This window comes from Chryseobacterium phosphatilyticum (assembly GCF_002899825.2).
In the GTDB taxonomy this organism is placed as follows: Bacteria; Bacteroidota; Bacteroidia; order Flavobacteriales; family Weeksellaceae; genus Chryseobacterium; species Chryseobacterium phosphatilyticum.
Genome location: NZ_PPED02000002.1, coordinates 136,699 through 159,149 on the forward strand (window position 1 = coordinate 136,699; position 22,451 = coordinate 159,149).

21 protein-coding genes are annotated in these 22,451 nt (G+C 35.8%); 8 read left to right on the forward strand and 13 right to left on the reverse strand.

Annotation, left to right across the window (positions count from 1 at the left end; genetic code table 11):
* The first annotated feature begins 108 nt into the window (after window positions 1-108).
* Entirely contained in the window at window positions 109-843 is a 735-nt protein-coding gene (locus tag C1631_RS07830) for an SDR family NAD(P)-dependent oxidoreductase (RefSeq protein ID WP_185144657.1), read from the forward strand.
* A 355-nt stretch (window positions 844-1,198) separates the two neighbouring features.
* Entirely contained in the window at window positions 1,199-2,044 is an 846-nt protein-coding gene (locus C1631_RS07835; protein WP_109711577.1) for a mechanosensitive ion channel family protein, read from the forward strand.
* A 53-nt stretch (window positions 2,045-2,097) separates the two neighbouring features.
* Here C1631_RS07835 and C1631_RS07840 read toward each other — a convergent pair whose 3' ends face one another.
* The 4 genes from C1631_RS07840 to ku all read right to left on the reverse strand — a co-directional run bounded on the left by C1631_RS07840 (window position 2,098) and on the right by ku (window position 6,009).
* Complete coding sequence (locus tag C1631_RS07840) at window positions 2,098-2,634, reverse strand: hypothetical protein (RefSeq protein WP_103248511.1); 537 nt, start codon at window positions 2,632-2,634, stop codon at window positions 2,098-2,100.
* Window positions 2,635-2,666: 32 nt separating this feature from the next.
* Complete coding sequence (gene ligD / locus C1631_RS07845; RefSeq protein WP_103248512.1) at window positions 2,667-4,547, reverse strand: DNA ligase D; 1,881 nt, start codon at window positions 4,545-4,547, stop codon at window positions 2,667-2,669.
* 71 nt (window positions 4,548-4,618) lie between these two features.
* Window positions 4,619-5,224, reverse strand: a complete 606-nt coding sequence (locus tag C1631_RS07850; RefSeq protein ID WP_109711579.1) for a DNA polymerase ligase N-terminal domain-containing protein — start codon at window positions 5,222-5,224, stop codon at window positions 4,619-4,621.
* On the reverse strand, window positions 5,224-6,009 hold the full coding sequence (ku, locus tag C1631_RS07855; RefSeq protein ID WP_103248514.1) for a non-homologous end joining protein Ku: 786 nt from the start codon (window positions 6,007-6,009) through the stop codon (window positions 5,224-5,226). The genes C1631_RS07850 and ku overlap by 1 nt, the downstream gene beginning before the upstream one ends.
* Window positions 6,010-6,151: 142 nt before the next feature.
* On the opposite strand from ku, the gene C1631_RS07860 reads away from it, so the two are divergent.
* Both C1631_RS07860 and C1631_RS07865 read left to right on the forward strand, forming a co-directional pair.
* The gene (locus C1631_RS07860; protein ID WP_109711581.1) at window positions 6,152-6,724 is read left to right on the forward strand and encodes a Crp/Fnr family transcriptional regulator; all 573 of its coding nucleotides are present in this window, start codon (window positions 6,152-6,154) and stop codon (window positions 6,722-6,724) included.
* Between the two features lie 226 nt (window positions 6,725-6,950).
* Complete coding sequence (locus C1631_RS07865) at window positions 6,951-8,225, forward strand: adenylosuccinate synthase (RefSeq protein ID WP_103249698.1); 1,275 nt, start codon at window positions 6,951-6,953, stop codon at window positions 8,223-8,225.
* A gap of 87 nt (window positions 8,226-8,312) precedes the next feature.
* Here C1631_RS07865 and C1631_RS07870 read toward each other — a convergent pair whose 3' ends face one another.
* The 6 genes from C1631_RS07870 to C1631_RS07895 form a co-directional block, all read right to left on the reverse strand.
* Window positions 8,313-9,644, reverse strand: a complete 1,332-nt coding sequence (locus C1631_RS07870) for a M12 family metallopeptidase (RefSeq protein WP_109711583.1) — start codon at window positions 9,642-9,644, stop codon at window positions 8,313-8,315.
* Between the two features lie 498 nt (window positions 9,645-10,142).
* Window positions 10,143-11,897: an aspartate--tRNA ligase gene (aspS, locus tag C1631_RS07875; RefSeq protein ID WP_103247536.1), complete on the reverse strand. Its 1,755-nt coding sequence runs from the start codon at window positions 11,895-11,897 to the stop codon at window positions 10,143-10,145.
* 137 nt (window positions 11,898-12,034) lie between these two features.
* A complete protein-coding gene (locus tag C1631_RS07880; protein WP_103247537.1) occupies window positions 12,035-12,391 on the reverse strand; it encodes an ankyrin repeat domain-containing protein in 357 nt (118 codons plus the stop codon).
* A 207-nt stretch (window positions 12,392-12,598) separates the two neighbouring features.
* A complete protein-coding gene (locus C1631_RS07885; RefSeq protein ID WP_109711585.1) occupies window positions 12,599-13,045 on the reverse strand; it encodes an ankyrin repeat domain-containing protein in 447 nt (148 codons plus the stop codon).
* Between the two features lie 11 nt (window positions 13,046-13,056).
* Window positions 13,057-13,260, reverse strand: a complete 204-nt coding sequence (locus tag C1631_RS07890; protein WP_103247538.1) for a helix-turn-helix domain-containing protein — start codon at window positions 13,258-13,260, stop codon at window positions 13,057-13,059.
* 2 nt (window positions 13,261-13,262) lie between these two features.
* Window positions 13,263-13,847, reverse strand: coding sequence for a DUF2975 domain-containing protein (locus tag C1631_RS07895; protein WP_103247539.1), 585 nt, complete (start codon window positions 13,845-13,847; stop codon window positions 13,263-13,265).
* 224 nt (window positions 13,848-14,071) lie between these two features.
* Here C1631_RS07895 and C1631_RS07900 point away from each other — a divergent pair, with 224 nt between their 5' ends.
* Window positions 14,072-15,466 (forward strand): MATE family efflux transporter, encoded by a 1,395-nt coding sequence (locus tag C1631_RS07900; protein ID WP_109712328.1) that lies wholly within the window; start codon window positions 14,072-14,074, stop codon window positions 15,464-15,466.
* 53 nt (window positions 15,467-15,519) lie between these two features.
* On the opposite strand, the gene C1631_RS23975 is transcribed toward C1631_RS07900, so the two are convergent.
* Entirely contained in the window at window positions 15,520-15,657 is a 138-nt protein-coding gene (locus C1631_RS23975) for a hypothetical protein (RefSeq protein ID WP_165828256.1), read from the reverse strand.
* 59 nt (window positions 15,658-15,716) lie between these two features.
* On the opposite strand from C1631_RS23975, the gene C1631_RS07905 reads away from it, so the two are divergent.
* Window positions 15,717-15,836, forward strand: a complete 120-nt coding sequence (locus C1631_RS07905) for a 30S ribosomal protein THX (RefSeq protein WP_103247540.1) — start codon at window positions 15,717-15,719, stop codon at window positions 15,834-15,836.
* A gap of 60 nt (window positions 15,837-15,896) precedes the next feature.
* On the opposite strand, the gene C1631_RS07910 is transcribed toward C1631_RS07905, so the two are convergent.
* Both C1631_RS07910 and C1631_RS07915 read right to left on the reverse strand, forming a co-directional pair.
* A complete protein-coding gene (locus C1631_RS07910) occupies window positions 15,897-16,553 on the reverse strand; it encodes a DUF937 domain-containing protein (RefSeq protein ID WP_103247541.1) in 657 nt (218 codons plus the stop codon).
* A 102-nt stretch (window positions 16,554-16,655) separates the two neighbouring features.
* Window positions 16,656-17,165 (reverse strand): DUF2480 family protein, encoded by a 510-nt coding sequence (locus tag C1631_RS07915; RefSeq protein WP_103247542.1) that lies wholly within the window; start codon window positions 17,163-17,165, stop codon window positions 16,656-16,658.
* Window positions 17,166-17,243: 78 nt separating this feature from the next.
* Here C1631_RS07915 and lpxB point away from each other — a divergent pair, with 78 nt between their 5' ends.
* Together lpxB and C1631_RS07925 are read left to right on the forward strand one after the other, a co-directional pair.
* Complete coding sequence (gene lpxB / locus C1631_RS07920) at window positions 17,244-18,356, forward strand: lipid-A-disaccharide synthase (protein ID WP_109711586.1); 1,113 nt, start codon at window positions 17,244-17,246, stop codon at window positions 18,354-18,356.
* A 737-nt stretch (window positions 18,357-19,093) separates the two neighbouring features.
* The gene (locus C1631_RS07925; RefSeq protein WP_103247544.1) at window positions 19,094-22,444 is read left to right on the forward strand and encodes a SusC/RagA family TonB-linked outer membrane protein; all 3,351 of its coding nucleotides are present in this window, start codon (window positions 19,094-19,096) and stop codon (window positions 22,442-22,444) included.
* Window positions 22,445-22,451: the final 7 nt, after the last annotated feature.

The window sequence follows — 22,451 nt, forward strand, 5'->3', positions numbered from 1 at the left end:
ATCACTTCAGTCTTAAACTTTTGTATACTTTTCTTTCGGGGTAAAAGTATGATGATCTCTGAAAATATTCAGATAATGAGTGTTTAATAAAACAATTATCTTTGCTCCATGAATCAAAGCACAATCAAAACCGTTCTCATTCTCGGTGCCAATTCCGATGTTGCCAAACAATGTATCAAACAATATCTGGCAAAAGGGTTTTCCGTAATAGCTGCCTCCAGGAATATGACATCATTGGAAGACTTTATTGATACAAGTAATCTGGATCGGAATAGAATAAATGTTTTATATTTTGATGCTGCGAACTTTGATTCTCATCAGAAATTTTATGCAGATCTTCCTGTAAAACCTCACATTGTGGTATATGCTGCGGGGTTTTTGGTGGATAATCAGAAAGCATTGACTGATTTTAAGGGAGCTATGCAAATGATGGAGGTTAACTATATGGGTGGGGTTTCTATCCTCAATCATATTGTAATGGATCAAAATAATAAGAACCTGGAAAGAATAATAGGTCTGTCTTCATTATCCGGAGTGAGAGGAAGAAAAAGTAATTTTGTATATGGAAGTACTAAGGCAGCTTTTACCCAATACCTTGCGGGGCTGAGACAAGAACTTTCTTCCAGGAAAATAATTGTAAATGCACTGGTTATTGGGTATATCAGAACAAAAATCAATGAAGGTCTGGAGCTAAACGAATCTTTAATGATGGAACCTGATTATGTTGCAAGGTATGTTGTAAACGCCGGAAATACTTTTACGATCGTTCCTAATTTTAAATGGAAGATTATCTATCACATTCTAAGACTTTTGCCTGAAGGACTGGTGGCTAAATTGCCATAGCTTTTTACTTAAGTTATAGAAATCTGTAAAAAATATTTTCGTTTAGGGTATTTAATTGTTTATTTTCATACATGTTTGTTATACTTGAAGTAGAGTTCGGTATCTTTTTTGTAATAATGAGAACCGAAATTATTTCTTCATATAAGAAATGGTTCTGAATGATCATTGAGTACAGCTGAACCCTTCTGTTCAGTAATCAATTTATTTTCATATTTAAAACATTTACTTTACTTCCACATAGGTAAGGTATCGTTTCTTTTGTCTGTAGATGTATTTTCGCTCAATTTCATAGAGAACCTTACTATTTGGGAAATCAATTAGTATTCAATATAAAACACATAAATAGTACTACATAATGGACAATCTGGAATTGAACAACATTCAACAACATTGGGATGCCTTAATCTCTTCAGCAATCGCATGGGCACCAAGAATTTTTACGGCAGTCATCTCAGCGATATTGATTTACCTGGTGGGTTCGTGGATCATTAGAATGATCAAGAAGCTTGTTGAAAAAGCTTTTAAAAAGCGTAATATGGAGGCTTCTTTACAGCTTTTCCTTTTAAATATTATTAACTGGGGTCTTAATATTCTTCTTTTTATTGTGGTAGTCACTCAGTTAGGAGTACAAACCTCTGCATTTGTAGCGATGATTGGTGCTGCCGGTTTGGCGGTAGGTTTGGCTTTACAGGGTTCACTGACGAATTTTGCAGGAGGTATATTGATTCTGCTATTAAAGCCTTTTAAAATTGGCGACTTTATTTCTACCAATTCCGGTGTTTCAGGAACGGTACAGGCGATCGATATTTTTCATACAAAGTTGATTACCCCACAAAATCATTTAATTGTGATTCCGAATGGAGTGGTTTCCAATAATAGCATTACCAATTTCACTCAATTGGGTACAAGAAGAACGGCGATTGATATTGGTGTTGCTTACGATGCGGATCTTAGATATACAAAAGACATTTTGATGAATATCATAAGAAATAATCAATATGCCCTGGCTACACCTGCTCCACAGGTTGTGGTGACTGAGCTTGGAGATAGTGCCGTCAACTTATCAATAAGAGTAACTTCTTCCACTGAGAATTTCTGGGCTATGAATGAAGAGCTGATCATCAGCTGTAAAGAAGCTCTTGATAAAGCAGGAATCGGAATTCCTTTTCCACAAAGAGATGTGTATGTTTACAATAAATAACGTCACATAAAGATCCTGTAATTTATACAGGATTTTTTTATTAATCCAAAATGTTAATTCTGTTGAATAACCACTTTTGGGAATTCAAGTTTGAATAATAAGTCGTTATAATTTTCCAACAATAAAGGATGATTTCCTCCGTAGGAAATTTTCAGATTTCCTTTAGTATTTTCAAGTGAAAAATAGTTGCCGGAATGTGAAATTTCTTTATCCAAAAATTGAGATTTCATTAAACGCTCCATATAATTCATTAAAGCCATTTTTTGAAATTGAGACAATGTAATATTTTTGTTGAACTTTTCAATTTGTGTTAAACCGAACTGATCTCTGGCCTCACAATTTACTTCATATTTTATGTACGTTAGCTTAAATTTTTTCTCTAAACGATAAATTTTTATCAATTCTTCATGGCCACCCCATTCTCCACAATCAGCGAAGCTTGATTTTATAAATAAAGTATCAGTACTGTAATCGGGTATCATATTATCGAAGGAATATTGAGTTGGCCTTACATTTGATTTTTCACGAGTTGTAGTATCGGAACAGCTTGTCAATAAAATTAAAATAAACAAGATGGATAAATTCCTCATAATTTTTTATTTGTTCATAAAAGTCTTGAAAATTAATCAATATTTTGCAATAATTCCAGTGCTTTCATCATATCAATTCCCTTACCCAGCACAGGTTTGAACAAATCGCCTTTTTCTTTTATCCGCTCCAAAGAATTATGGATGTTAAAATCAGTAGGTTTCAGTCCGGGAACCAGTTCATCCCAAGCCAAAGGCATCGAAACAGAAGCTCCTTGTTTGGGTCTTAGACTATATGCGCTTGCCAGAGTTTGTCCCGTTCTGTTTTGCAAGTAGTCAAGATAAATTTTTTTATTATCCCTTTTTTGTAGACTTCTTTCCAAAGTTGTAAGCTTGGGAAGTTTCTCATTGACCTGTTTCATCAGAATATGGGCAAAATCTTTTACCTGGTCAAAATCATATTTGCCGCCCATGGGAATATAAATATGAATTCCTGTACTACCGGAAGTCTTGCAATACCCTTTTATTTTGATTGAGTTTAGTACTTCATTGACCTGAAGAGCTGTTTCAATAACATCGTCAAATGTATTTTTCTTCGAGGGATCAAGATCTAAAACCAGATAATCAGGATGTTCCAGATCCGGCAATGAACTGTTCCATGGATTGAGGTCTATGCATCCTAAATTATTCAGATAGGCCAGAGTTGCTTTGTCATTACAATATATATAATCAATATATTTATCATTGGATTCAGAATACACCTGGGTCGTTTTGATCCAGTCAGGAATATGATCTCCGGCATCTTTCTGATAAAAACCCTGTTCTTCGATCCCATTAGGAAAACGGTTGAGAGAAAGGGGACGATTTTTTAAATAGGGTAGAATATAGCGGGCCACCGATTGATAATAGTCAATGACATTTCCTTTGGTGATGCCATCTTTAGGAAAGTATATTTTATCCTGATTCGTGAGTTTTATAAGGTGCTTATCCAAAGTGACCTGTTTTTCTTTCTCAGAAACCTCAGTTTTTTTTGTTGATGCTTTTGTTTTCATATCTTTAGATTTTTCGGTGTCTTTATTACGACCGGAACTTTTAATCTCCTGTGGTTCTTTATCATTTCGTAGTGTTATAAAAACAGGATGTCTGTAGATGCTGTCCCTGGTGATTTCGGAATATTTAATTTCACAAACCAGTTCAGGCTTAAGCCAGGTTACCGGCATATTGGTTTTGGGAATTGTTTCAAAAGGAGAGGTTTTTATGATGAGCTTTTGAAATTTTTGATAAAGTTCTTCAAGTAAATTATTATTGAAACCCGTTCCGGTATGCCCACAATAGATTAAGCTCCCGTCAATATATTTTCCAAGAATTAATGCTCCGAAACTTTTTCTTGAACCTCTGGGTTCTGTGAATCCGCAAATAATGGCTTCATCTGTATTGGTGAATTTAATTTTAAGCCAATCAGCAGTTCTATAATTTTCTGTATAAAGACTGTCTGCCCTTTTTGCTATCATTCCTTCCAGATTCATTTTTTTCATTTCTTTAAAAAACTCAATCCCTTTTTCAGGAATATGATCACAATACTTTATAACATTGGTTTCAGTCAATGCCTCTTTTAAAAGCTCTTTTCGTTGAATTAACGGAAGCTCTTCTGTGGAATGACCATTCAGCCACAGAATATCAAAAACCTGATAAGTAAGGGCCAGATTGGGATTATCTCCAATTTGTTGTAAAAGTTGAAAATTGGGTTTTCCCTGATGATCGTATGCGACAATTTCACCGTCAAGGATCATATCATGCTTTTGTTGTTCAAAGTCCCGGACAATTTTATCAAATTTCGTTAAAAATGAAATTCCGTTCCGCGAATAGAACAAGGGTTCTTTGTGGCTTAAATCTGCAATAGCACGATAACCATCCCATTTGATTTCAAAAAGCCAGTCTTTATCATCGAAGGCTTTTTCAGAAAGTTTCGCCAACATGGGTTTGATAAAGTTCTTTAATTTTTTTTCGTTGGCTAAAGAATTAAAGCTCCTGAAGCTTTTTTCAGAAACTATGACTTCTTTTTTAGGTTTGTTTTCAGGCTTTTTTTTTCCTCTAAAAATTTGGTCACCAAAGATTTTGGAGCGGTATTTTTTTCAGCATCATAAGGGCTCTCCGCAAATTCATCCTTATGCTTGATAAGTAACCAGGCGTTGTCCTCGTTATTTTTCATTTTAACCAATGCAAATTCTCCTTTAAGTTTTTTGCCATGCAATATAAATTTTAGAGATCCGGCATGCAGTTCTTTCAGCAGCTCCTTTTCATCGGAAAGTTTAGAGTTATTGTCCAAAGGTTCGTACGTTCCACTGTCCCATACTTCTACCTGTCCGGCACCGTAATTTCCTTCCGGAATATTTCCTTCAAAATCTTTATAGTCGTAAGGGTGATCTTCTACCATCATCGCAAGACGTTTATCTTTTGGATCTAATGATGGCCCTTTCGGAACAGCCCAACTTTTCAGGACCCCCTCCATTTCAAGCCTGAAATCGTAATGAAGCCGGGTAGCTGCATGTCTTTGAATCACAAAAATCAGTTTGTTTTTGCTCTTCCTTGTTTTTCCTTTAGGTTCGGAGGTTTCATCAAACTTCCGTTTCTTTTGATAGTCTTTCAGAGCCATTACGATGCGGATTTAGATTTGGAATTGCTTAAGCTGGCCTTAAGCTGTGCCATGAGGTCAATCACTTTACCTTCTTTAGCAGGCTCGGCTTTTTTAGCTTTTATATTTTTACCCTTTGCTTTCTGTTTAATGATTTTCATCAATGCATCAGAATAAGTATCTTTATATTGGGCAGGATCGAAATCCTGAGAAAGTTGTTTGATCAGGTTTACTGCCATTTTAAGCTCTGCTGGTTTAGGAGCTTTTTGGGCCGGAATTTTTAAATCTGCATATTCTCTGATTTCCTGATCAAATCTCAGACGGTTAAGAACGAGTATGTCGTTATTATATGGGCGGATCATTCCGATAGTTTCGCTTTCACGGAGGACAAAAGTTCCTATGCCTACCATTTGAGTTTCTTCCAGTGCTTTTAATAAAAGCCTGTACGCATTTTCACCGTTTTTCTGCGGTTCCAGATAGTAAGGCGTTTCAAAATAAACACTATCGACTTCAGACTCTTTTACAAACTGATCAATAGAAAGAATTTTTGTCTTTTCCGGACTCGCAGCTGCATAATCCTGTTCATCCAGGACAATATATTTATCATCCATAAGAAAACCTTTAACGATATTTTCCCATTTTACTTCTTTTCCCGTATTTTCATTCACACGCTTGAACCGGATATTGGAAAAATCGGATTTATCAAGCATGTCAAGGTCCAGTTTCGTGGTTTCAGTAGCAGAGTAAATCTTCACGGGAATGTTTACTAAACCGAAGCCAATGGCGCCATTCCAGATTGCCTTCATTGTCTTACGTTTTTAAAAATCAAGCAATTAACATGCCGGGTAAAGCTTTTGTGGTATTTTTAAGGAGCTTTGTTGTCAAATGGCAATGGTTTTTATCACGGAGTTTTATACCTTTATATTTCTGTTTCATGGGTAAAATAATATGGAAGAACTTTTTAGTTACATCAAAAAATTCGGATTACTGAATGACAGTGACCAGCTCCTGATTGCAGAAGGAATTCAGGAAATTAAAGTGCGAAAAGGAGAAACTTTTGTGGAAGCCGGAAAACCGAGCCCAAGAATTGCTTTTGTCAAAGATGGTGTCTTTCGTTCTCTGTATTATAATAAACAAGGTGATGATTTTACCCGGTATTTTATCTATGAAGGCCGATTTATTGGAGATTTTCAGGGCTTTACCGATCAGCTCCCGGCTCATGAAGATATTGAAGCCATTACAGATGCTGTACTGCTTGTGATCGATTTGAAGCATTTTAAAATATTGGAAGAAAAAATTGCTGTTTGGCCTGTGCTTTTTGCAAGAATTCATGCTTTCGTAGCGGAGAATAAACTTAAAGTGGCGAGTATTATGCTCAATCAGGATGCCAAATCACGGTACATTCACTTTTTAAATCATTATCCGGGACTGGCTAACAGGGTACCACAATCGATGTTAGCTTCTTACCTTGGAGTGACTCCTTCGTCTTTGAGCCGTATCAGAAGAACGATCAATGAGTAATACAATGTCATCAGAATAAGGATACAAAAGAATTGTAAATATGTAATAGGGACAGACCTTAACCCGCTCTGTCGTTTTTAAAATACTTCATAGACCTGTAAAAGTAGGAATCATATGAACCCATTAGAAGTCTGTAGAGATATAAATTCTTAAAAAATACGTTTTTGTCAATTGGCAATGGCCTCTTTTTCAAACTATCATAGCTTTGTTCCATAAAATTTAAAATATGGATATCGTACTAGGATTGCAGTGGGGTGATGAAGGAAAGGGAAAATTTATTGATCTGATCAGTGAGAATTATGACATTACAGCCCGCTTCAACGGTGGATCAAATGCAGGACACAGCATAGAACGAAATGGTAAAAGAATTACCCTTAAAATGATTCCTTCGGGCATCTTTATGAAAAGAGTACAGAATGTAATCGGAACAGGTACAGTTCTGGATCCTGTAAGCTTTAAGAAAGAAATACTCAATCTTCAATTATTTGATGAGACCGTTCAGCCGGAAAACAACATCGTTATTTCTTTGAAAGCTCACTTTGTCCTGCCTACTCATAAACTGCTGGATATTTTTATGGAGGAGAGTTCCGATTACATCACCATTGGAACAACCAAAAATGGGATTGCACAGGCATATTCAAATAAAATTTTAAGACAGAATGTAAGAGTGGGAGATATGTATACTCCGGACTTTGAAAACAGAGTAAAGCATATTTTAGCAAGAGATTACAAGATGCTTGCGGAAGGCAGTTTAGAGTTACCTTCATTGGAAGACATCAGTAATGAGTTTTTTGAAGCAGTAGATTTTCTGAAGAGATTCAAATGTACTGAAACGGAAATATATCTAAATAATGCTTTAGCTGAAGGAAAGGCTATATTGGCTGAAGGATCTCAGGCGGCGATGCTCGATATTGATCACGGAACCTATCCTTATGTAACTTCTTCTTCAACAACGGCTTCAGGAGCAAGCAGTGGATTAGGTGTTTCGCCGAAAAAGATCGGTGAAATATTTGGGATAGCTAAAGCATACTGTACCAGAGTAGGAAATGGAGTCTTTCCGACTGAGTTATTTGATGAATTAGGAGAAGAAATCAGAACAAAAGGAAATGAGTTTGGATCCAATACAGGGCGTCCGAGAAGAACCGGATGGCTGGATCTTCCGGCTTTGAAATATGCTGTAATGATCAATGGAGTAACTCAATTGGTTTTGACTAAAGCTGATGTGTTAAGCGGATTGAAATCTGTAGCAGTTTGTACCCATTATGAACTGGAAGACGGAAAAATGATAGCCACTTCAGGTATACTTCCGGAAAACGGGAAGCCTGTACTAAAATGGATGAGCGGCTGGAATGCTGATTTTTCTACCATGAAAAGCCCTTCAGAATTACCAGAAGAATTAATTGAGTTTCTATCATTTTTGGAGGCTGAATTGGGAATTCCGGTGACTTATCTTTCAACAGGTCCGGGAAGAAATGAAATGTTGAAATTAATCAGAAAATAATCATACAGCAGGAAATGGTACGTTGATAAGATAAACAAAAGAGGTTAGGAAATGCATTTCCTAACCTCTTTATTTGGATAAAAAAGTTTAGTTAACTTTTGTAAGTATAAAACGTTGCTTTACAGAAGGCTGAAGCGTTTGATCCGTGGTGCCGATTACAATAGGTGTAAGATTAGTTGTTAAACCATTTTTTACCTCTAATCTCAGTGCCGGTGCATTCTTTGGAGCGAATCCAAAACCATTATTTCCCAGATTGAATAACAACCATTTTTGAGAATCTGTATTTGAATTGGTCCTTAATTCAACAGCTGTTCCGTTCACTGTTCCATTGCTTTTCACAGTTAATACTTTTGTAGGATCCAGTATGGATTTAATGATATAATAACCATGATCTGATTTGCTGAAAGTAAATCTTTGGTTATTCCCTGTAGAAGCTGAATACAGAATGATGCTGGTACCATCTGTAGTAGAGCTTCCGGAAATATCTAAATTTTTATCACTCGCTAAAGCTGTTGTCATGGTATAAGTTCCGTTGATTGCAGAAGAGGAATTAACAGGTCCATATAAATGATTTATTCCAGCATAATCACCGGCAGATAATCCAGTCCTTTGCTTGGTAAAAGTAGATCCATCCAGCTTAGTCATTACAGGTTGACTTGAGTCTATAGCAAAGTCCGTAGACTGGTACATCATGACTGACCCGAAATCAAATGCACCGTATCCTCCGTAATCATTATAAATATTGAAGTTATGACGACTTCCTTCTGTTGCTTTATTAACATCTACAATAATATACTGATCCCGGTCCGGACGGCACTGTTCATGCATAATTCCCATAGAATGCATTACTTCGTGAGCAATAATTGCGGGGTAAGTGATATTATAAATTTTAATACCGTTAACTCTGTTTTTTTGCCATCCAAGTGGAGAACTATTGCTTGTTGTGTAAGTGAAAGTGATATATTCTGTTTGATTGGTACGTTCTACAAACTGAACACTGGTTTGAGAAGAAATCATATCGAACGCTTTGTTGATATTGGTAAGGAATGTATTATAATTCTGAGTACTCAGGCTTCCTTGGCTGGGTAAGGTATAATAGACTGTTGCGTTTGGCCATGTCTTAATGAAGGAACTTACAATGGTGCTCTTCTCAACTGTTGATATTTCAGAATTGGCCTGCATCTTTAATTTGTTAAACTGCTCAGAGCTAATAGTAATATCATCTGCATAAAAATATTCACCATTTACTTCATTAACATAGGTGTAAGTTCCGTTAATTAATAATTTGTGAATCTTTGCATTATCCAGGTTTGTGGTTGTATGATCCATTGAACTTGCCTGTGCATTTTCAATATCAGATCTACATGAATTCAGTGCCAAAACAAGACATGATGATAAGAGTAATAGTTTGCTTTTCATATTATTTAATATTGGTTTGTTGATCACTTTTTTGAAAATATGAACAGCCCTATTATGATCATACGCACAAGATTGTAAAAATACATCAATTCCTAAGTCTGATTAACTCTTCATTATAATTCAGCTGTATGTTATAAATGTATTAATAAAAAATTATATTTATATATAACATAATATAATGATTGTTTTGTTGGTTTTTTATTCAATAACTGTATTTGTTTCGTTAAATTCTTTATTATATTTTATTTTTTACTATTAAATTGTAAATCTGGTTATTTCACGGAAGTTTGATATGATGTCTGAAACCGTATATTATACTGCCATAAAGTTTATTCTATTGAACAATTTAATATGATGTATTGGAATTTGTAATGTTATGAACTATAAAAAATGTTATCTGATGAATATTTATTTCTCAAAGATATTATTGTCAGTATAAAGCATTGAAGTTTCCAATAATGTATAATAAAAAAGCGGGGCAATTACCCCGCTTCATATCTATGCTTTTAAATTCAATTGTAATTCTAATTCGTCGAGCTGTGCATCAGCAATAGCTGCCGGTGCATCAATCATGACATCGCGTCCTGAATTGTTCTTAGGGAATGCGATATAATCTCTGATCACTTCATTCCCGTCAAGAATCGCTACCAAACGGTCAAAACCGAATGCCAGACCACCATGTGGAGGGGCTCCATATTTGAAAGCATTCATTAAGAATCCAAACTGAGCTTCCGCTTCTTCTTTGGTAAATCCTAATAAATCAAACATTTTCGATTGAAGATCCTTATCAAAAATTCTGATAGATCCTCCTCCGATTTCATTTCCGTTAAGAACCATATCATAAGCATTAGCTCTTGCTTTACCCGGATCAGTTTCCAATAAATGAACATCTTCAGGTTTTGGAGAAGTGAAAGGGTGGTGCATTGCATGATAACGGCCACTTTCTTCGTCAAATTCCAGTAATGGGAAATCAACGACCCAAAGCGGTGCGAATACATTTCCTTTTCTTAATCCCAAACGGTTTCCCAGTTCCATTCTTAAAGCAGAAAGTTGAGCCCGTACTTTGTTTTCGTTTCCGGAAAGAATCAACATTAAGTCACCTTCTTTTGCTCCAAATTTTTCGATGATTTTTGCCAGGTCTTCCTCGTTATAGAATTTATTCACTGATGAGGTTTTTACGCCGTCATTCTGGAATTTTGCCCAAACCATTCCTGAAGCACCAATCTGTGGACGCTTTACCCAGTCAACAAGTTCATCAATCTGTTTTCTTGTGTAGTCTGCACATCCTTCTACATTGATCCCTACAACCAGCTCAGCATCATCAAATATTTTGAAATCCTTTCCTTTTACCAGCTCATTCAATTCTACGAATTCCATTCCGAAACGGATATCCGGTTTGTCATTTCCATATTTTTTCATCGCATCTGCGAAAGTCATTCTTGGGAAATCTCCGAATTCCTGACCTGTAATATCTTTTATAAGTGTCTTGGTCATTCCTTCAAAAACATTCATGACATCTTCCTGCTCTACAAAAGCCATCTCACAGTCGATTTGGGTAAATTCCGGTTGTCTGTCAGCTCTTAGGTCTTCATCACGGAAACACTTTACAATCTGGAAATACTTATCCATTCCGCCAACCATCAATAATTGTTTGAAAGTTTGCGGAGACTGTGGTAATGCGTAAAATTGTCCCGGGTTCATTCTGCTTGGAACCACAAAGTCTCTTGCTCCTTCCGGGGTAGACTTGATTAAAACAGGAGTTTCAACTTCAATGAAACCTTCTTCAGATAAGTAATTTCTTACTTTCTGAGCCATTTTGTGGCGGAAGATCAGTTTATCTTTTACCGGATTCCTTCTGATATCCAGGTAACGGTATTTCATTCTCAATTCTTCTCCACCGTCTGTTTCATCCTCAATGGTGAAAGGAGGTAATTGTGATTCGTTCAGAATCGTTAATTTCTCTACTAACAGCTCAATTTCGCCTGTTGGAATATTAGGATTTTTACTTACTCTTTCAATAACTTTTCCGGTAGCCTGAATCACAAACTCACGTCCTAGTTTTTTAGCTTCTTCCATCAATTGGGCAGAAGAACGATCCTGATCAAAAACCAGCTGGGTAATTCCGTAACGATCTCGAAGATCTACCCAAATCATAAATCCTTTATCACGGATAGTCTGTACCCATCCAGATAGTGTAACTTCTTCATTCAGATTTTTTAGAGATAATTCTCCGTTGGTGTGTGATCGAAACATAATTATTTGTTTAAAATTCAATATTTAAGACTCTGTTTCAAGCCTTTATTTTTTCGTTGGCAAAGATAAGATTTTTGCAGGTTTTATAAACAAAAAAACTTCCTTTCGGAAGTTTATCTGTTATATTTTGTCTCTTTTTAATTGTTGGTTGCCCCTCTTTCAGTAAGCAGCTGGGCGATCTCCACTCTTTTTGCATCGTTAGCAATCTGAAGCGGAGTTGCTGTACATTTTTTATTGATATTGGCTTTATTGCTCAATAAAAAATTGATGATCTTTGTTTTTCCACTTAGCACACTGAATCCAAGCGGGGAGAATTGCTCATATCCAAGAGTGAAGCATTTATTATAGTCTGCAGGAGCAAAATGTTTTTTAAATATTGAGATATCATCAGAATAAATGGCCTTCATTTTTTCCTGAGTCATTTTCTGTGCAGAAAGCATATTGGCAAATGCTAAAATTCCAAATAGAAAAATTGTAGAGGTTATTTTTTTCATAAGAATTACTTTTAAGAATAAGAATATACAAATCTAAATTAATTTTTTTTACCAATTGCTAAGTTTTACTAATTATTGGGTTTGTATTTTGGGAATTATGTAAATTATTAATTGGGAAATGGTAAAATTTATAAGTTTTGTATAATAAGTTTACTCACCATTGGCTTTTGCTGCTTTATCAAATTATTTTCTGGTCGATCTGCTTTTTTACTCTAAAAGCTTAATCATTTCCGGTTTTTCATACTTTCTTGCATAATCCAGAGCGGTATAGCCTTTATCTGTTTTGGTATCTTTTTTTGCCCCGTTTGTTAACAGTTTTTTTGCCAATTCAGTATTACCGTATTTTGCAGCAAACATCAGAGGGGTTTTTCCATCACAAGATTTTTCTACATCAGCCTTTTCATCAATCAGTTTTTGAAATACCTGACGACTGTTCATTTTTATGGCTAATCCCAGCAGGGTGTAGGCGTTGTTTTCTATAGGGTAGCATGCATTGATGTTTTCCTTATTGACCAATGCGGCGAAATAGGCTGTATTATCATACTTTAACATTTGTTTGTGTTCGTTGGTCAGCTCTTGTGCAGAAGTAAGATTAAGTGAGGAAAAGGCAATAATGAAGATGAATGTTTTTGAAAAGTTTTGAAAGAATTTCATGGTATTTTATTTTAAGGTTTAAATTCTAATATATCGCCGGGTTGGCAGTCTAAAGCTTTGCAAATGGCTTCTAATGTGGATATTTTGAAGGCTTTGGCCTTTCCGTTTTTTAGAATAGAGAGATTAGCTTGTGTGATTCCAATCTTCTCAGCCAGTTCCTGAGATTGCATTTTTCGTCTGGCAAGCATCACGTCTATATTGATAATAATGGACATAACTAGATGGTTAAATCATTTTGAGTTTGTAATTCATATCCTTTTTTAAAAAATTCTATGATAAATAATATGATTATTCCTGTACTAAAATGGAGTAGTATCAGCATAGGATCGATGCTGTATAAAGATTGTTTAAGAAAATAAAGAATGGTACAACAAACAGGAATAAACAGAATATTGAGAAGGGCAAATTGTTTCAGATTACGAATCACTCCAATATTAAAAATAACTTCATGACTCATCCCTCTGAAAATTCTGAATAAATAAAAAGTGAAGACACTGTAAAATCCAATGAAAAATCCAATTGAAATAAGTGTATACAAAGTATAGCTTCCTGTTGTGATGGAGTCTGAAAATGGCATATTGAATTTAAACATCACAGAATCAGTTGCGGGTTCTGCTGCTTCTCTATTGAAGTTTCCAGCACTGAAAGTCTCGGAAAAGTAATGGGCATTCTGTTGCTGGTTGACATAAACGACTATAAATCCAAAGATGATATAGCTTAAATATAAAAGCTGAACCAAACTGACGGCAAGTGATGCTTTGCTTAAAATCGTAGACAGTGATTTTTCACCAATTAATTTCATAAGTATTGTTTTGTTGTAAATGTATAAAAATTTATCGTATTACGATAAATTTTTATTGTAAATTTGATTTTTGTTCAGTGTGCTAGCTCTTTTTATAAGAAGGATTAAAACTAAAACCAGCTTCACATCTGTATTTTCTTGTTGTATAAATGTTTAAAAACTTTTCATATGCCAATTCTCAATTGGTTTTGAATCAATATTTTTGCCAGACAAATCACAAAAATATGAACAGATATATTGAGTTCTTGAAAAAGGCTTTTAGTGGGGAAGAGGCTGATTTTACCAAAATAAATATCAGAAGTGCTGTTTTACTCTTAGCGATTCCGATGATGCTGGAAATGGCAATGGAGTCTGTATTTGCCCTGGTAGATCTCTATTTTGTAGGGCACCTGAAAGAAAGTGGCTTTGCTATTCAGACGGTAGGGCTTACTGAATCTGTGCTGTCTATAATGTATTCTATTGCGATTGGGATGAGCATGGCTGCTACTGCCCTGGTGGCAAGAAGAATTGGTGAGAAAAATCCGGAACAGGCTTCCAGAAGTGCTGCACAGGTAGTATTAATTTCATTTGCTGTGACTTTTGTCTTGAGTATACTCGGTGTAATTTATGCGGAAGAGATTTTAATTTTAATGGGGTCGAGACCTGAAGCGGCAGCATATGGGAAGAACTTTACGCGAATTATGATGGGAAGCAGTACCATTATTATGCTTTTATTTTTAATAAACGGGATTTTCAGAGGGGCAGGAAATGCGATGATTGCGATGAAAAGTTTATGGATTGCCAATATTGCCAACATTATTCTTTGTCCGGTTTTGATAAAAGGATTAGGACCGATTCCAGCTATGGGGCTTACCGGTGCCGCTTTGGCAACTACTATAGGACGAAGTATAGGAGTTATTTATCAACTGTACCATCTTTTGATTGCTGATACGCAGATTCGGATTAAACTTAACTATTTTAAACCTCATTTTGGTTTGATTAAATCCATTATAAAGATTGCCACTCCCGGAATTTTTCAGTTTGTAATTGCTTCATGCAGTTGGATATTTCTTGCAGAGCTTGTAGCCACTACAGGCGGAGAAAATGCTTCAGCAGGATACCAGACCGCTTTACGACTTATGATGTTCTTTATGCTTCCTGCATGGGGATTGAGTAACGCTGCTTCTACGTTGGTCGGCCAAAATATGGGTGCCAATGAAATGTTGAGAGCAGAGCAATCTGTAATGAAAACAGTAAAGTATAATGTGATTTTTATGCTGATTGTTAGTTTACTATTTATATTTCTTGGGAACTTTCTGGTAAGCTTTTTTACTCAGGAAACAGAGATAAAGGACTTTGCAAAAACTGCCCTTTATATTATGTGTACGGGCTTTGTTTTCTACGGAATAGGAATGGTAATGATCAATGCCTTCAATGGAGCCGGTGATACGTGGACACCAACATGGGTTAATCTTTTTGGGTTCTGGCTGTTTCAGATTCCATTGGCTTATTTTCTTTCAAAATATCTGGGAATGGGACCAAAGGGAGTGTTTATCTCCATACCTGCTGCTGAGACGTTGATCACAATTGTAGCTTTTATTTTGTTTAAAAAAGGGAAATGGAAGACGATAAAAGTGTAGAAAGGCTGGGAGATGGAAGCTAGAAGAAGGAAGTATCGCAGGTCTGAAATTATCTAAATAGCCATTCTCCAGAAAGTATAAAGTGTAAATTTTGATCTGATTACAGAGAATAGAAATAGCAACCTAATAGCAGCTTCCATCCTCCCTCTTCCAGCTTCCCTTCTTATTTTATAAAATTTTAACAGCTTCATTTATTGGATTTTAAAGGTGTATTTTATAAATTCGTAAGAATAACAAAATACATATTACTATGGGAAAAGGAGATAAGAAATCAAGAAGAGGAAAAATTAATTCCGGAAGTTATGGGAAAAGGAGACCTAAAAAAGTGTCAAAATCCTTTGTAGCTGCTGAAGAAAAGTCTAAAAAGTAAAAAGAAATAAAAAGACCTGAGAAATTTCCCAGGTCTTTTTTTTATAACAAATTAAATTAATTATTTTCCAAAAATATTTCCAAGAATACCTCCCAGGCCTCCACCTTGTTGTTGGTTTCCACCGCCACCAAGAACGCTTCCCAAGATATCATTCAATGGATTTCCTGAAGATTGAGCTTGGTTTCCACCCCCGCCTAAAACACTTCCCAGAATATCATTTAAAGGATTAGACTGTTGTGATTGAGCCTGATTCGAAGCATTTCCAAGGATTCCTCCCAAAAGGTCTCCAAGACCACCGGCTCCCACATTGCTTTGTTGTTTTTGCTGACCGATATATCCCATAACAACCGGAGCTAACATGGCTAGAATGGGTCCGATTTTATCAATTGAAATTCCTGTGTTTTGTGAGAGTTGGTTTTCTACATTGCTTTTTTGTCCACCAAAGACATGGTCAAGAATTGATCCTCCTTCCGCTTGTCTTGCCTCAATCTGTGAAGCATCGTTTAAAATACTTCCGTTATGATCTTTATCTAAGGCATTGTTTAATGCTTCTGCTTCTTTTGCGTCCTGAGATTTGTTTCTGAGATAAGAAATGATAAGCGGTGTAGCTACTGCCAATAAGGCAATGACTTGGTTTTTGCTGATTCCGAATTTGTTTTCAGCCTGTTCTGCAACCTGGTTGCTGGTATTCCCCGTAAGTAGGTCAATTAAACTCATTGTTTGTGTTTGTTTGTATTAAGTGAATCAAAGTTATCAAAAAATATGCCTCACAAAATACCTGCACTTCATAATTATTGTTAAAATTTTTTGAGTATCTTTTTAATTCTTTACAATCGGAACATTAGAACAAGCTTCACCGAACATCAGTGATTTTACCATTGGTTTTAGTTGTTCAACCAATTCTATATAAGCATTTTCAGGGATTTCTTTGTCAGAACATCCTTTTACCAAAACTCTCTTTCCTCTCATATCTCCAAAATCGTAGGTCTGGATCGCATTGTGCATCAGAATTACCTCCAGATCTTCACGATTGCCAAAGACTATTTTCTTGGCTACATCTGTAAGCTTTGCGGTTAAAACAAAATAAGCCCATAATGGGATGATGGTATCTACAGAATTGTAGATATAAATATAGGTGTCTTTATATTCTTCAGTATGGATTGCTTCTACTTTTTCCCGGAAATCCTTTTCTTTCAGGATCATTTCCTGAAAAAGAAATTCTTTAAGGTCAATTCCCTTTCTTTCCCCTTTTGGAAGTAAAGAGGCAAGGTCAAAATTGATAAGGCCGCTTTCTGCAACTTTATTCCGGATTTCAAATTCTTCTGACATTTTTTATCATTATCTTTGAACAAATTTACAAATTAAGATCGGATATATTTTAATTTGTTCTCTATCCTTACTATAGACATGAAGTATTACATTATTGCTGGTGAAGCTTCCGGTGATTTGCATGGGAGCAACTTGATGAAAGCTCTACAACAAAAAGATCCGAATGCAGAATTTAGATTTTGGGGCGGTGACCTGATGAAAGCTCAGGGTGGGACATTGGTGAAGCATTACCGGGATCTCGCTTTTATGGGATTCCTCGAAGTGGTGATGAACTTGAGAACCATTTTGAATAATATTAAATTCTGTAAAGAGGATATTCAGAACAATAAACCGGATGTTTTAATTTTGGTGGATTATCCGGGATTTAATCTGAGGATTGCCAGGTTTGCGAAAGAATTAGGAATCAAGGTTGTTTATTATATTTCTCCACAGCTTTGGGCCTGGAAAGAAGGAAGAGTAGAAACCATCAAAAAATATGTGGATGAAATGATGGTGATTCTTCCATTTGAAGAAGAATTTTATAGAAAACATGGTGTTCATTCTCATTTTGTAGGGCACCCTTTACTGGATGCTATTTCTGATCTTAAGGATATAAATACCGAAAAATTTAAAAAGGAAAATGGATTAAACGAAAAGGAAATTATTGCTCTTTTGCCGGGATCCAGAAAACAGGAGGTGGAGAAAATGCTGGAGATCATGCTTTCCGTACGACCTCATTTTAAAAGCTATCAGTTTGTAATAGCCGGTGCACCAAGTCTTCCTAAGGAGTTTTATCAAAAATATGTGGATGATAATGTTCACTTTGTTTCCAACAAAACATATGATTTGCTGAGATGCTCAAAAGCTGCTTTGGTTACTTCGGGAACCGCGACTTTAGAAACTGCTTTATTAAATATTCCCGAAGTAGTTTGCTATCGTGGAAGCACAATTTCTTATGCTATTGCGAAAAGACTGGTTAAAAATATTAATTACATTTCTCTGGTCAACCTGATTATGGACAGAGAAGTGGTAAAGGAATTGATTCAGAATGACCTGAACACTAAGAACCTTGTAGACGAACTTTCTAAAATTCTGGAAGGAGAAAAAAGAGACCAGGTACTTACAGATTATAAACTGTTAAGAGAAAAACTTGGTGGTAGTGGAGCAAGTGAACACGCTGCTGATGTGATTTTTAAAGGTGATGTAATATAGTTTTTTAATTGCTTATATAAAATGTAGACTGTCAAATATTTGATGGTCTTTTTTTGTATTAGTTTTATTAGAGTAGTAGCTGTATCTGATCTCTTAATCACTTATTTTCACAGAAATACAAATGAGCCATTATCCTGAATATTTTTTTGTACTATTTATACTTTTTCATTTGTCTTTTTAAGCAAATAATGATATTACAATATGCTACATATCTACTTCATTTATTATTTTAATATCACAATATATTTATATTTCCTATACATATGATGTGTTTAGAGTGTTTTCGATTTATACGTTTGATTTTCAATTGTTTTTATGTTTATTTTAGATATATGTCTGATGTATATCTAGATTTATGATTATGTTCATTTTTTTAGATCTTCTTAATTGATATGAATTTAACTAAAAACTAAACTGAAAAGGATGAAAAAAAATTAAAACCCTTTATGCCTATGCTTCAAATTTTATCTGCTAATATGGTTTTTCTTCTATAGTATAAGATATATTTTCTTTACATGTATTTAATGCCACCCATACATTCAATTTAGAAGCATTTTTATTTGGTTATTCACTGCCAGATAATTCAATAGATTTTTTTGCCAGAGTAATTTATGTTTTCGAACATGAATAGGAGTTTTGCGTCTGATAAGTCGCAGCGATATGAGTTGCAAACGTTTCAATACCCAACTATCTCAATAAGGCCATAAGGTCTTATGTTGTTTTAAAATTAAGACCATATGTTACAAAAAAATACTTTATGGCGGCAGCAGTATTATAGAAATACGGTATTGCCGGCAGTATTGTTTTTTGCTTCATGTTCTGCGCATGGCAAATTACCATACAGAATTATTAATTACGGACAAGAATACGAGTATTGTCTTGTGAGTCAGACTGTTTTTTTAGAAGAAAATCAAAAAATCTTATTACCATCTGTCGCTTCTTTTGGAGATTTAAATGAAGTGACAGGGGTGGTTTTTGATAGGAAAGGAAAACCTGTATCAGGAGCAAAAATTTCAGTAAAAGGAAAAAATATAGAAACCACTACTGATGCAAAAGGTTCCTTTAGAATTAAGGCGGATGTTCTGGATGTCCTGTTAATTGAAGCTCCGGGGTATACTCCTAAAGAATTGGTTGTGGATGCAAATACTACAATGTTTCAAATAGAGTTACATGTAAATGGAAGTAAAAATGACTTGGCTAAAGCTATCGATGAAGTTGTTGTGGTTGGCTTTGGAAAGCAAAAGAAGGAAAATATTACAGGAGCAGTTTCTACAATCACTGAAAAAGCAATTGAGGGACGCCCTATTAATAATGCTATTCAGGCTTTGCAAGGGACCGTGGCAGGATTGAATTTCAGCCTGGGAACAGGGGGTGGGCAGCTGGATAATGCATTAAGTTTCACCATTCGTGGGACGGGGACTGTTGGGAATACTTCATCTGCTCCGCTTATACTCATTGACGGTGTAGAGGGAGATCTGAAATCTTTGAACCCAAGGGATATCGCCAGTATATCGGTTTTAAAAGATGCCGCATCGGCTTCTATATATGGTTCGAGAGCACCATTCGGAGTGGTTCTGGTTACCACAAAAACGGGAAGGTCAGGTAAACCGGTTGTAAGTTATGATCTGATGACACGGTTTAGTAATCCGCTTTTACAACCTAGTATACTTGATTCAGAATCATTTGCATATTATTTTAATGAAGCTGCTAAAAATGCTGGTCAGAATCAGGTTTTTTCTGCGGAAACTATTCAAAAAATCAAAGATTATAAAGAAGGAAGAATTAAAGATGGTACAGAATGGAACGCGCAAGGTCAATATTGGAGAACATATAATGAAGGTTTTGCTAACGTCAATTGGTTTAAAGAATTTTACAGAAAATGGGTGCCCTCCACAGAAAATAACCTGAGTATAAGAGGAGGTGCAGAGAAGATTAATTACTATTTTTCAGCTAATTGGCTGGGAACAGATGGCTTAATGCGCCATAACCCGGATAAATTGAACAGATACAGCTTAAATGGGAAAATTACTACCCAGTTTCTGCCTTTTCTTCAGTTGAATTATAGTAATAGGTTTACGCGTACAGACTATGGAAGCTCTGGGTTTATGGGAGCATTGTTTTATCATAATATTGCAAGAAGATGGCCAACAAACGCTATAAGGGACACTTTTGGAAATTATATGAGCGGAAATGAAATTCAGGAATTGGAAAATAGTAACAGGAGGAACCAGGAGGATATTCTTACTCAACAGGTAGCACTTGTTTTTACTCCCATAAAAAACTGGGAAACCAGAGCAGAGTTCAATTATATTACCACCAACACTTTTGTCAGTAGCTCTTTCCTTCCCATCTATAAGTATGATGGTAACGGTACGCCTATTCCTGTAGGTTATGATATAAGTGGATTGAGACAGCCTGGGACTTCCCTGGTAGAAGAGTTTGCATCAAAACGGAATTTTTTTAATACCAATATTTATACAACCTATGAGAAACAATTAGATCATCATCATTTTAAGATCATGATGGGAATGCAATCTGAACTTAATAAATCTCAAAGTCTTAGGGCTTCCAGAGATATGCTGTATTCTACGGATGTTATCGCCATTGATGCTACTTATGGCAAGACTACGGGAGTAGGCGGATCACGGGGGCATTGGGCAACGTTTGGCGTTTTTGGAAGGTTGAATTATAATTACAAACAACGTTATTTAGTAGAAGTGAGTACCCGATATGATGGAACAAGCCGTTTTTTACGTGACCAGAGATGGAATGTCTATCCTGCTGTTTCTGTTGGATGGAATATGAGTAAAGAAGAATTCTGGAAGAGTTTGGGGAGCTTTGCTCGTGCAATTAATGATTTTAAATTAAGATTTTCCTACGGATCTTTAGGAAATCAGAATACAGATAAAATAGGTTGGTATCCCTTCTTTCAGTCGATGCCGTTATATGCGGATAATGGCTCATGGCTTATCAATGGACAGCGAACCAATACTGCTTATGCTCCAGGTATGGTAAGCAGGTCTTTAACTTGGGAACGGGTAACAACCTGGAACTACGGGATTGATTTTGCAGCCTTCCAAAACAAACTTACCATGAAATTTGATTATTTCAGACGAAAAACATTTGATATGGTATCTCCGGCTCCCGGATTACCCGCAACATTTGGGACTGCAGTTCCTGATACTAATAATGCTGATATGGAATCTAAAGGTTTTGAACTCGAAGTAGGCTGGAGAGGTAAAATCGGACAAGATTTTAGTTACAATATAAACGGGGTATTAAGTGACAACAGACAAAAAGTAACCCGATATAATAACGAAACAGGGAACCTGGATTATTATTATGCAGGAAGGTATCTAGGTGAAATATGGGGGTATAAGACAAAAGGAATCGCCAAAACTGATGAGGAGATGAACGAATGGCTGAAAAAAAATAATCAGGATAGATTGGGGGGGAACTGGGCAGCAGGGGATATTATGTATGAAGATCTTAATGGAGATGGTAAAGTTGATGATGGAAATAATACACTTAGTAATCCAGGTGACAGGCGTATCATCGGAAATAGTACTCCACGTTATAATTTTGGATTGAATATCAGTATGGAATATAAGGGATTTGATTGTAGTTTTTTATTTCAGGGAGTTGGAAAAAGAGATGTCAATCTTGGAACTGAGCCTTACTTTGTGGGAGCCAATGTCAATTTATGGAAGGCAGCAGCATTTCAACAGCATCTTAATTATTTCAGACCTGCTAATACAGATAGTCCCTTTGGACCCAATGTAGATTCTTATTATCCCCGGCCTATATTCGATTCCGGAACAAAAAACTTTGCAGCGCAGACTCGTTGGATACAAAACGGAGCCTATATAAGGCTTAAAAATATTCAATTTGGATACAGTCTTCCTAAGGATATGCTGAGGTCTTTAGGAATAAGTAATCTCAGGGTTTATCTATCAGCTGAAAATGTATTTACGATTACCAGTTTGTCCAAAATCTTTGATCCTGAAACGATAAATGGCGCATGGGGAAGTGGTAAAGTGTACCCGTTATCAAAAGTTATATCTACAGGATTGTCATTAACCTTTTAATCAATTT

Excerpts from the sequence above, each read along its gene's own strand:
- C1631_RS07830 (WP_185144657.1), top strand. The coding sequence starts at position 109 with ATGAATCAAAGCACAATCAAAACCGTTCTCATTCTCGGTGCCAATTCC.
- C1631_RS07835 (WP_109711577.1), top strand. The coding sequence starts at position 1,199 with ATGGACAATCTGGAATTGAACAACATTCAACAACATTGGGATGCCTTA.
- C1631_RS07840 (WP_103248511.1), bottom strand. The coding sequence starts at position 2,634 with ATGAGGAATTTATCCATCTTGTTTATTTTAATTTTATTGACAAGCTGT.
- ligD (WP_103248512.1), bottom strand. The coding sequence starts at position 4,547 with ATGTTGGCGAAACTTTCTGAAAAAGCCTTCGATGATAAAGACTGGCTT.
- C1631_RS07850 (WP_109711579.1), bottom strand. The coding sequence starts at position 5,224 with ATGGCTCTGAAAGACTATCAAAAGAAACGGAAGTTTGATGAAACCTCC.
- ku (WP_103248514.1), bottom strand. The coding sequence starts at position 6,009 with ATGAAGGCAATCTGGAATGGCGCCATTGGCTTCGGTTTAGTAAACATT.
- C1631_RS07860 (WP_109711581.1), top strand. The coding sequence starts at position 6,152 with ATGGAAGAACTTTTTAGTTACATCAAAAAATTCGGATTACTGAATGAC.
- C1631_RS07865 (WP_103249698.1), top strand. The coding sequence starts at position 6,951 with ATGGATATCGTACTAGGATTGCAGTGGGGTGATGAAGGAAAGGGAAAA.
- C1631_RS07870 (WP_109711583.1), bottom strand. The coding sequence starts at position 9,644 with ATGAAAAGCAAACTATTACTCTTATCATCATGTCTTGTTTTGGCACTG.
- aspS (WP_103247536.1), bottom strand. The coding sequence starts at position 11,897 with ATGTTTCGATCACACACCAACGGAGAATTATCTCTAAAAAATCTGAAT.
- C1631_RS07880 (WP_103247537.1), bottom strand. The coding sequence starts at position 12,391 with ATGAAAAAAATAACCTCTACAATTTTTCTATTTGGAATTTTAGCATTT.
- C1631_RS07885 (WP_109711585.1), bottom strand. The coding sequence starts at position 13,045 with ATGAAATTCTTTCAAAACTTTTCAAAAACATTCATCTTCATTATTGCC.
- C1631_RS07890 (WP_103247538.1), bottom strand. The coding sequence starts at position 13,260 with ATGTCCATTATTATCAATATAGACGTGATGCTTGCCAGACGAAAAATG.
- C1631_RS07895 (WP_103247539.1), bottom strand. The coding sequence starts at position 13,847 with ATGAAATTAATTGGTGAAAAATCACTGTCTACGATTTTAAGCAAAGCA.
- C1631_RS07900 (WP_109712328.1), top strand. The coding sequence starts at position 14,072 with ATGAACAGATATATTGAGTTCTTGAAAAAGGCTTTTAGTGGGGAAGAG.
- C1631_RS23975 (WP_165828256.1), bottom strand. The coding sequence starts at position 15,657 with ATGAAGCTGTTAAAATTTTATAAAATAAGAAGGGAAGCTGGAAGAGGG.
- C1631_RS07905 (WP_103247540.1), top strand. The coding sequence starts at position 15,717 with ATGGGAAAAGGAGATAAGAAATCAAGAAGAGGAAAAATTAATTCCGGA.
- C1631_RS07910 (WP_103247541.1), bottom strand. The coding sequence starts at position 16,553 with ATGAGTTTAATTGACCTACTTACGGGGAATACCAGCAACCAGGTTGCA.
- C1631_RS07915 (WP_103247542.1), bottom strand. The coding sequence starts at position 17,165 with ATGTCAGAAGAATTTGAAATCCGGAATAAAGTTGCAGAAAGCGGCCTT.
- lpxB (WP_109711586.1), top strand. The coding sequence starts at position 17,244 with ATGAAGTATTACATTATTGCTGGTGAAGCTTCCGGTGATTTGCATGGG.
- C1631_RS07925 (WP_103247544.1), top strand. The coding sequence starts at position 19,094 with ATGTTACAAAAAAATACTTTATGGCGGCAGCAGTATTATAGAAATACG.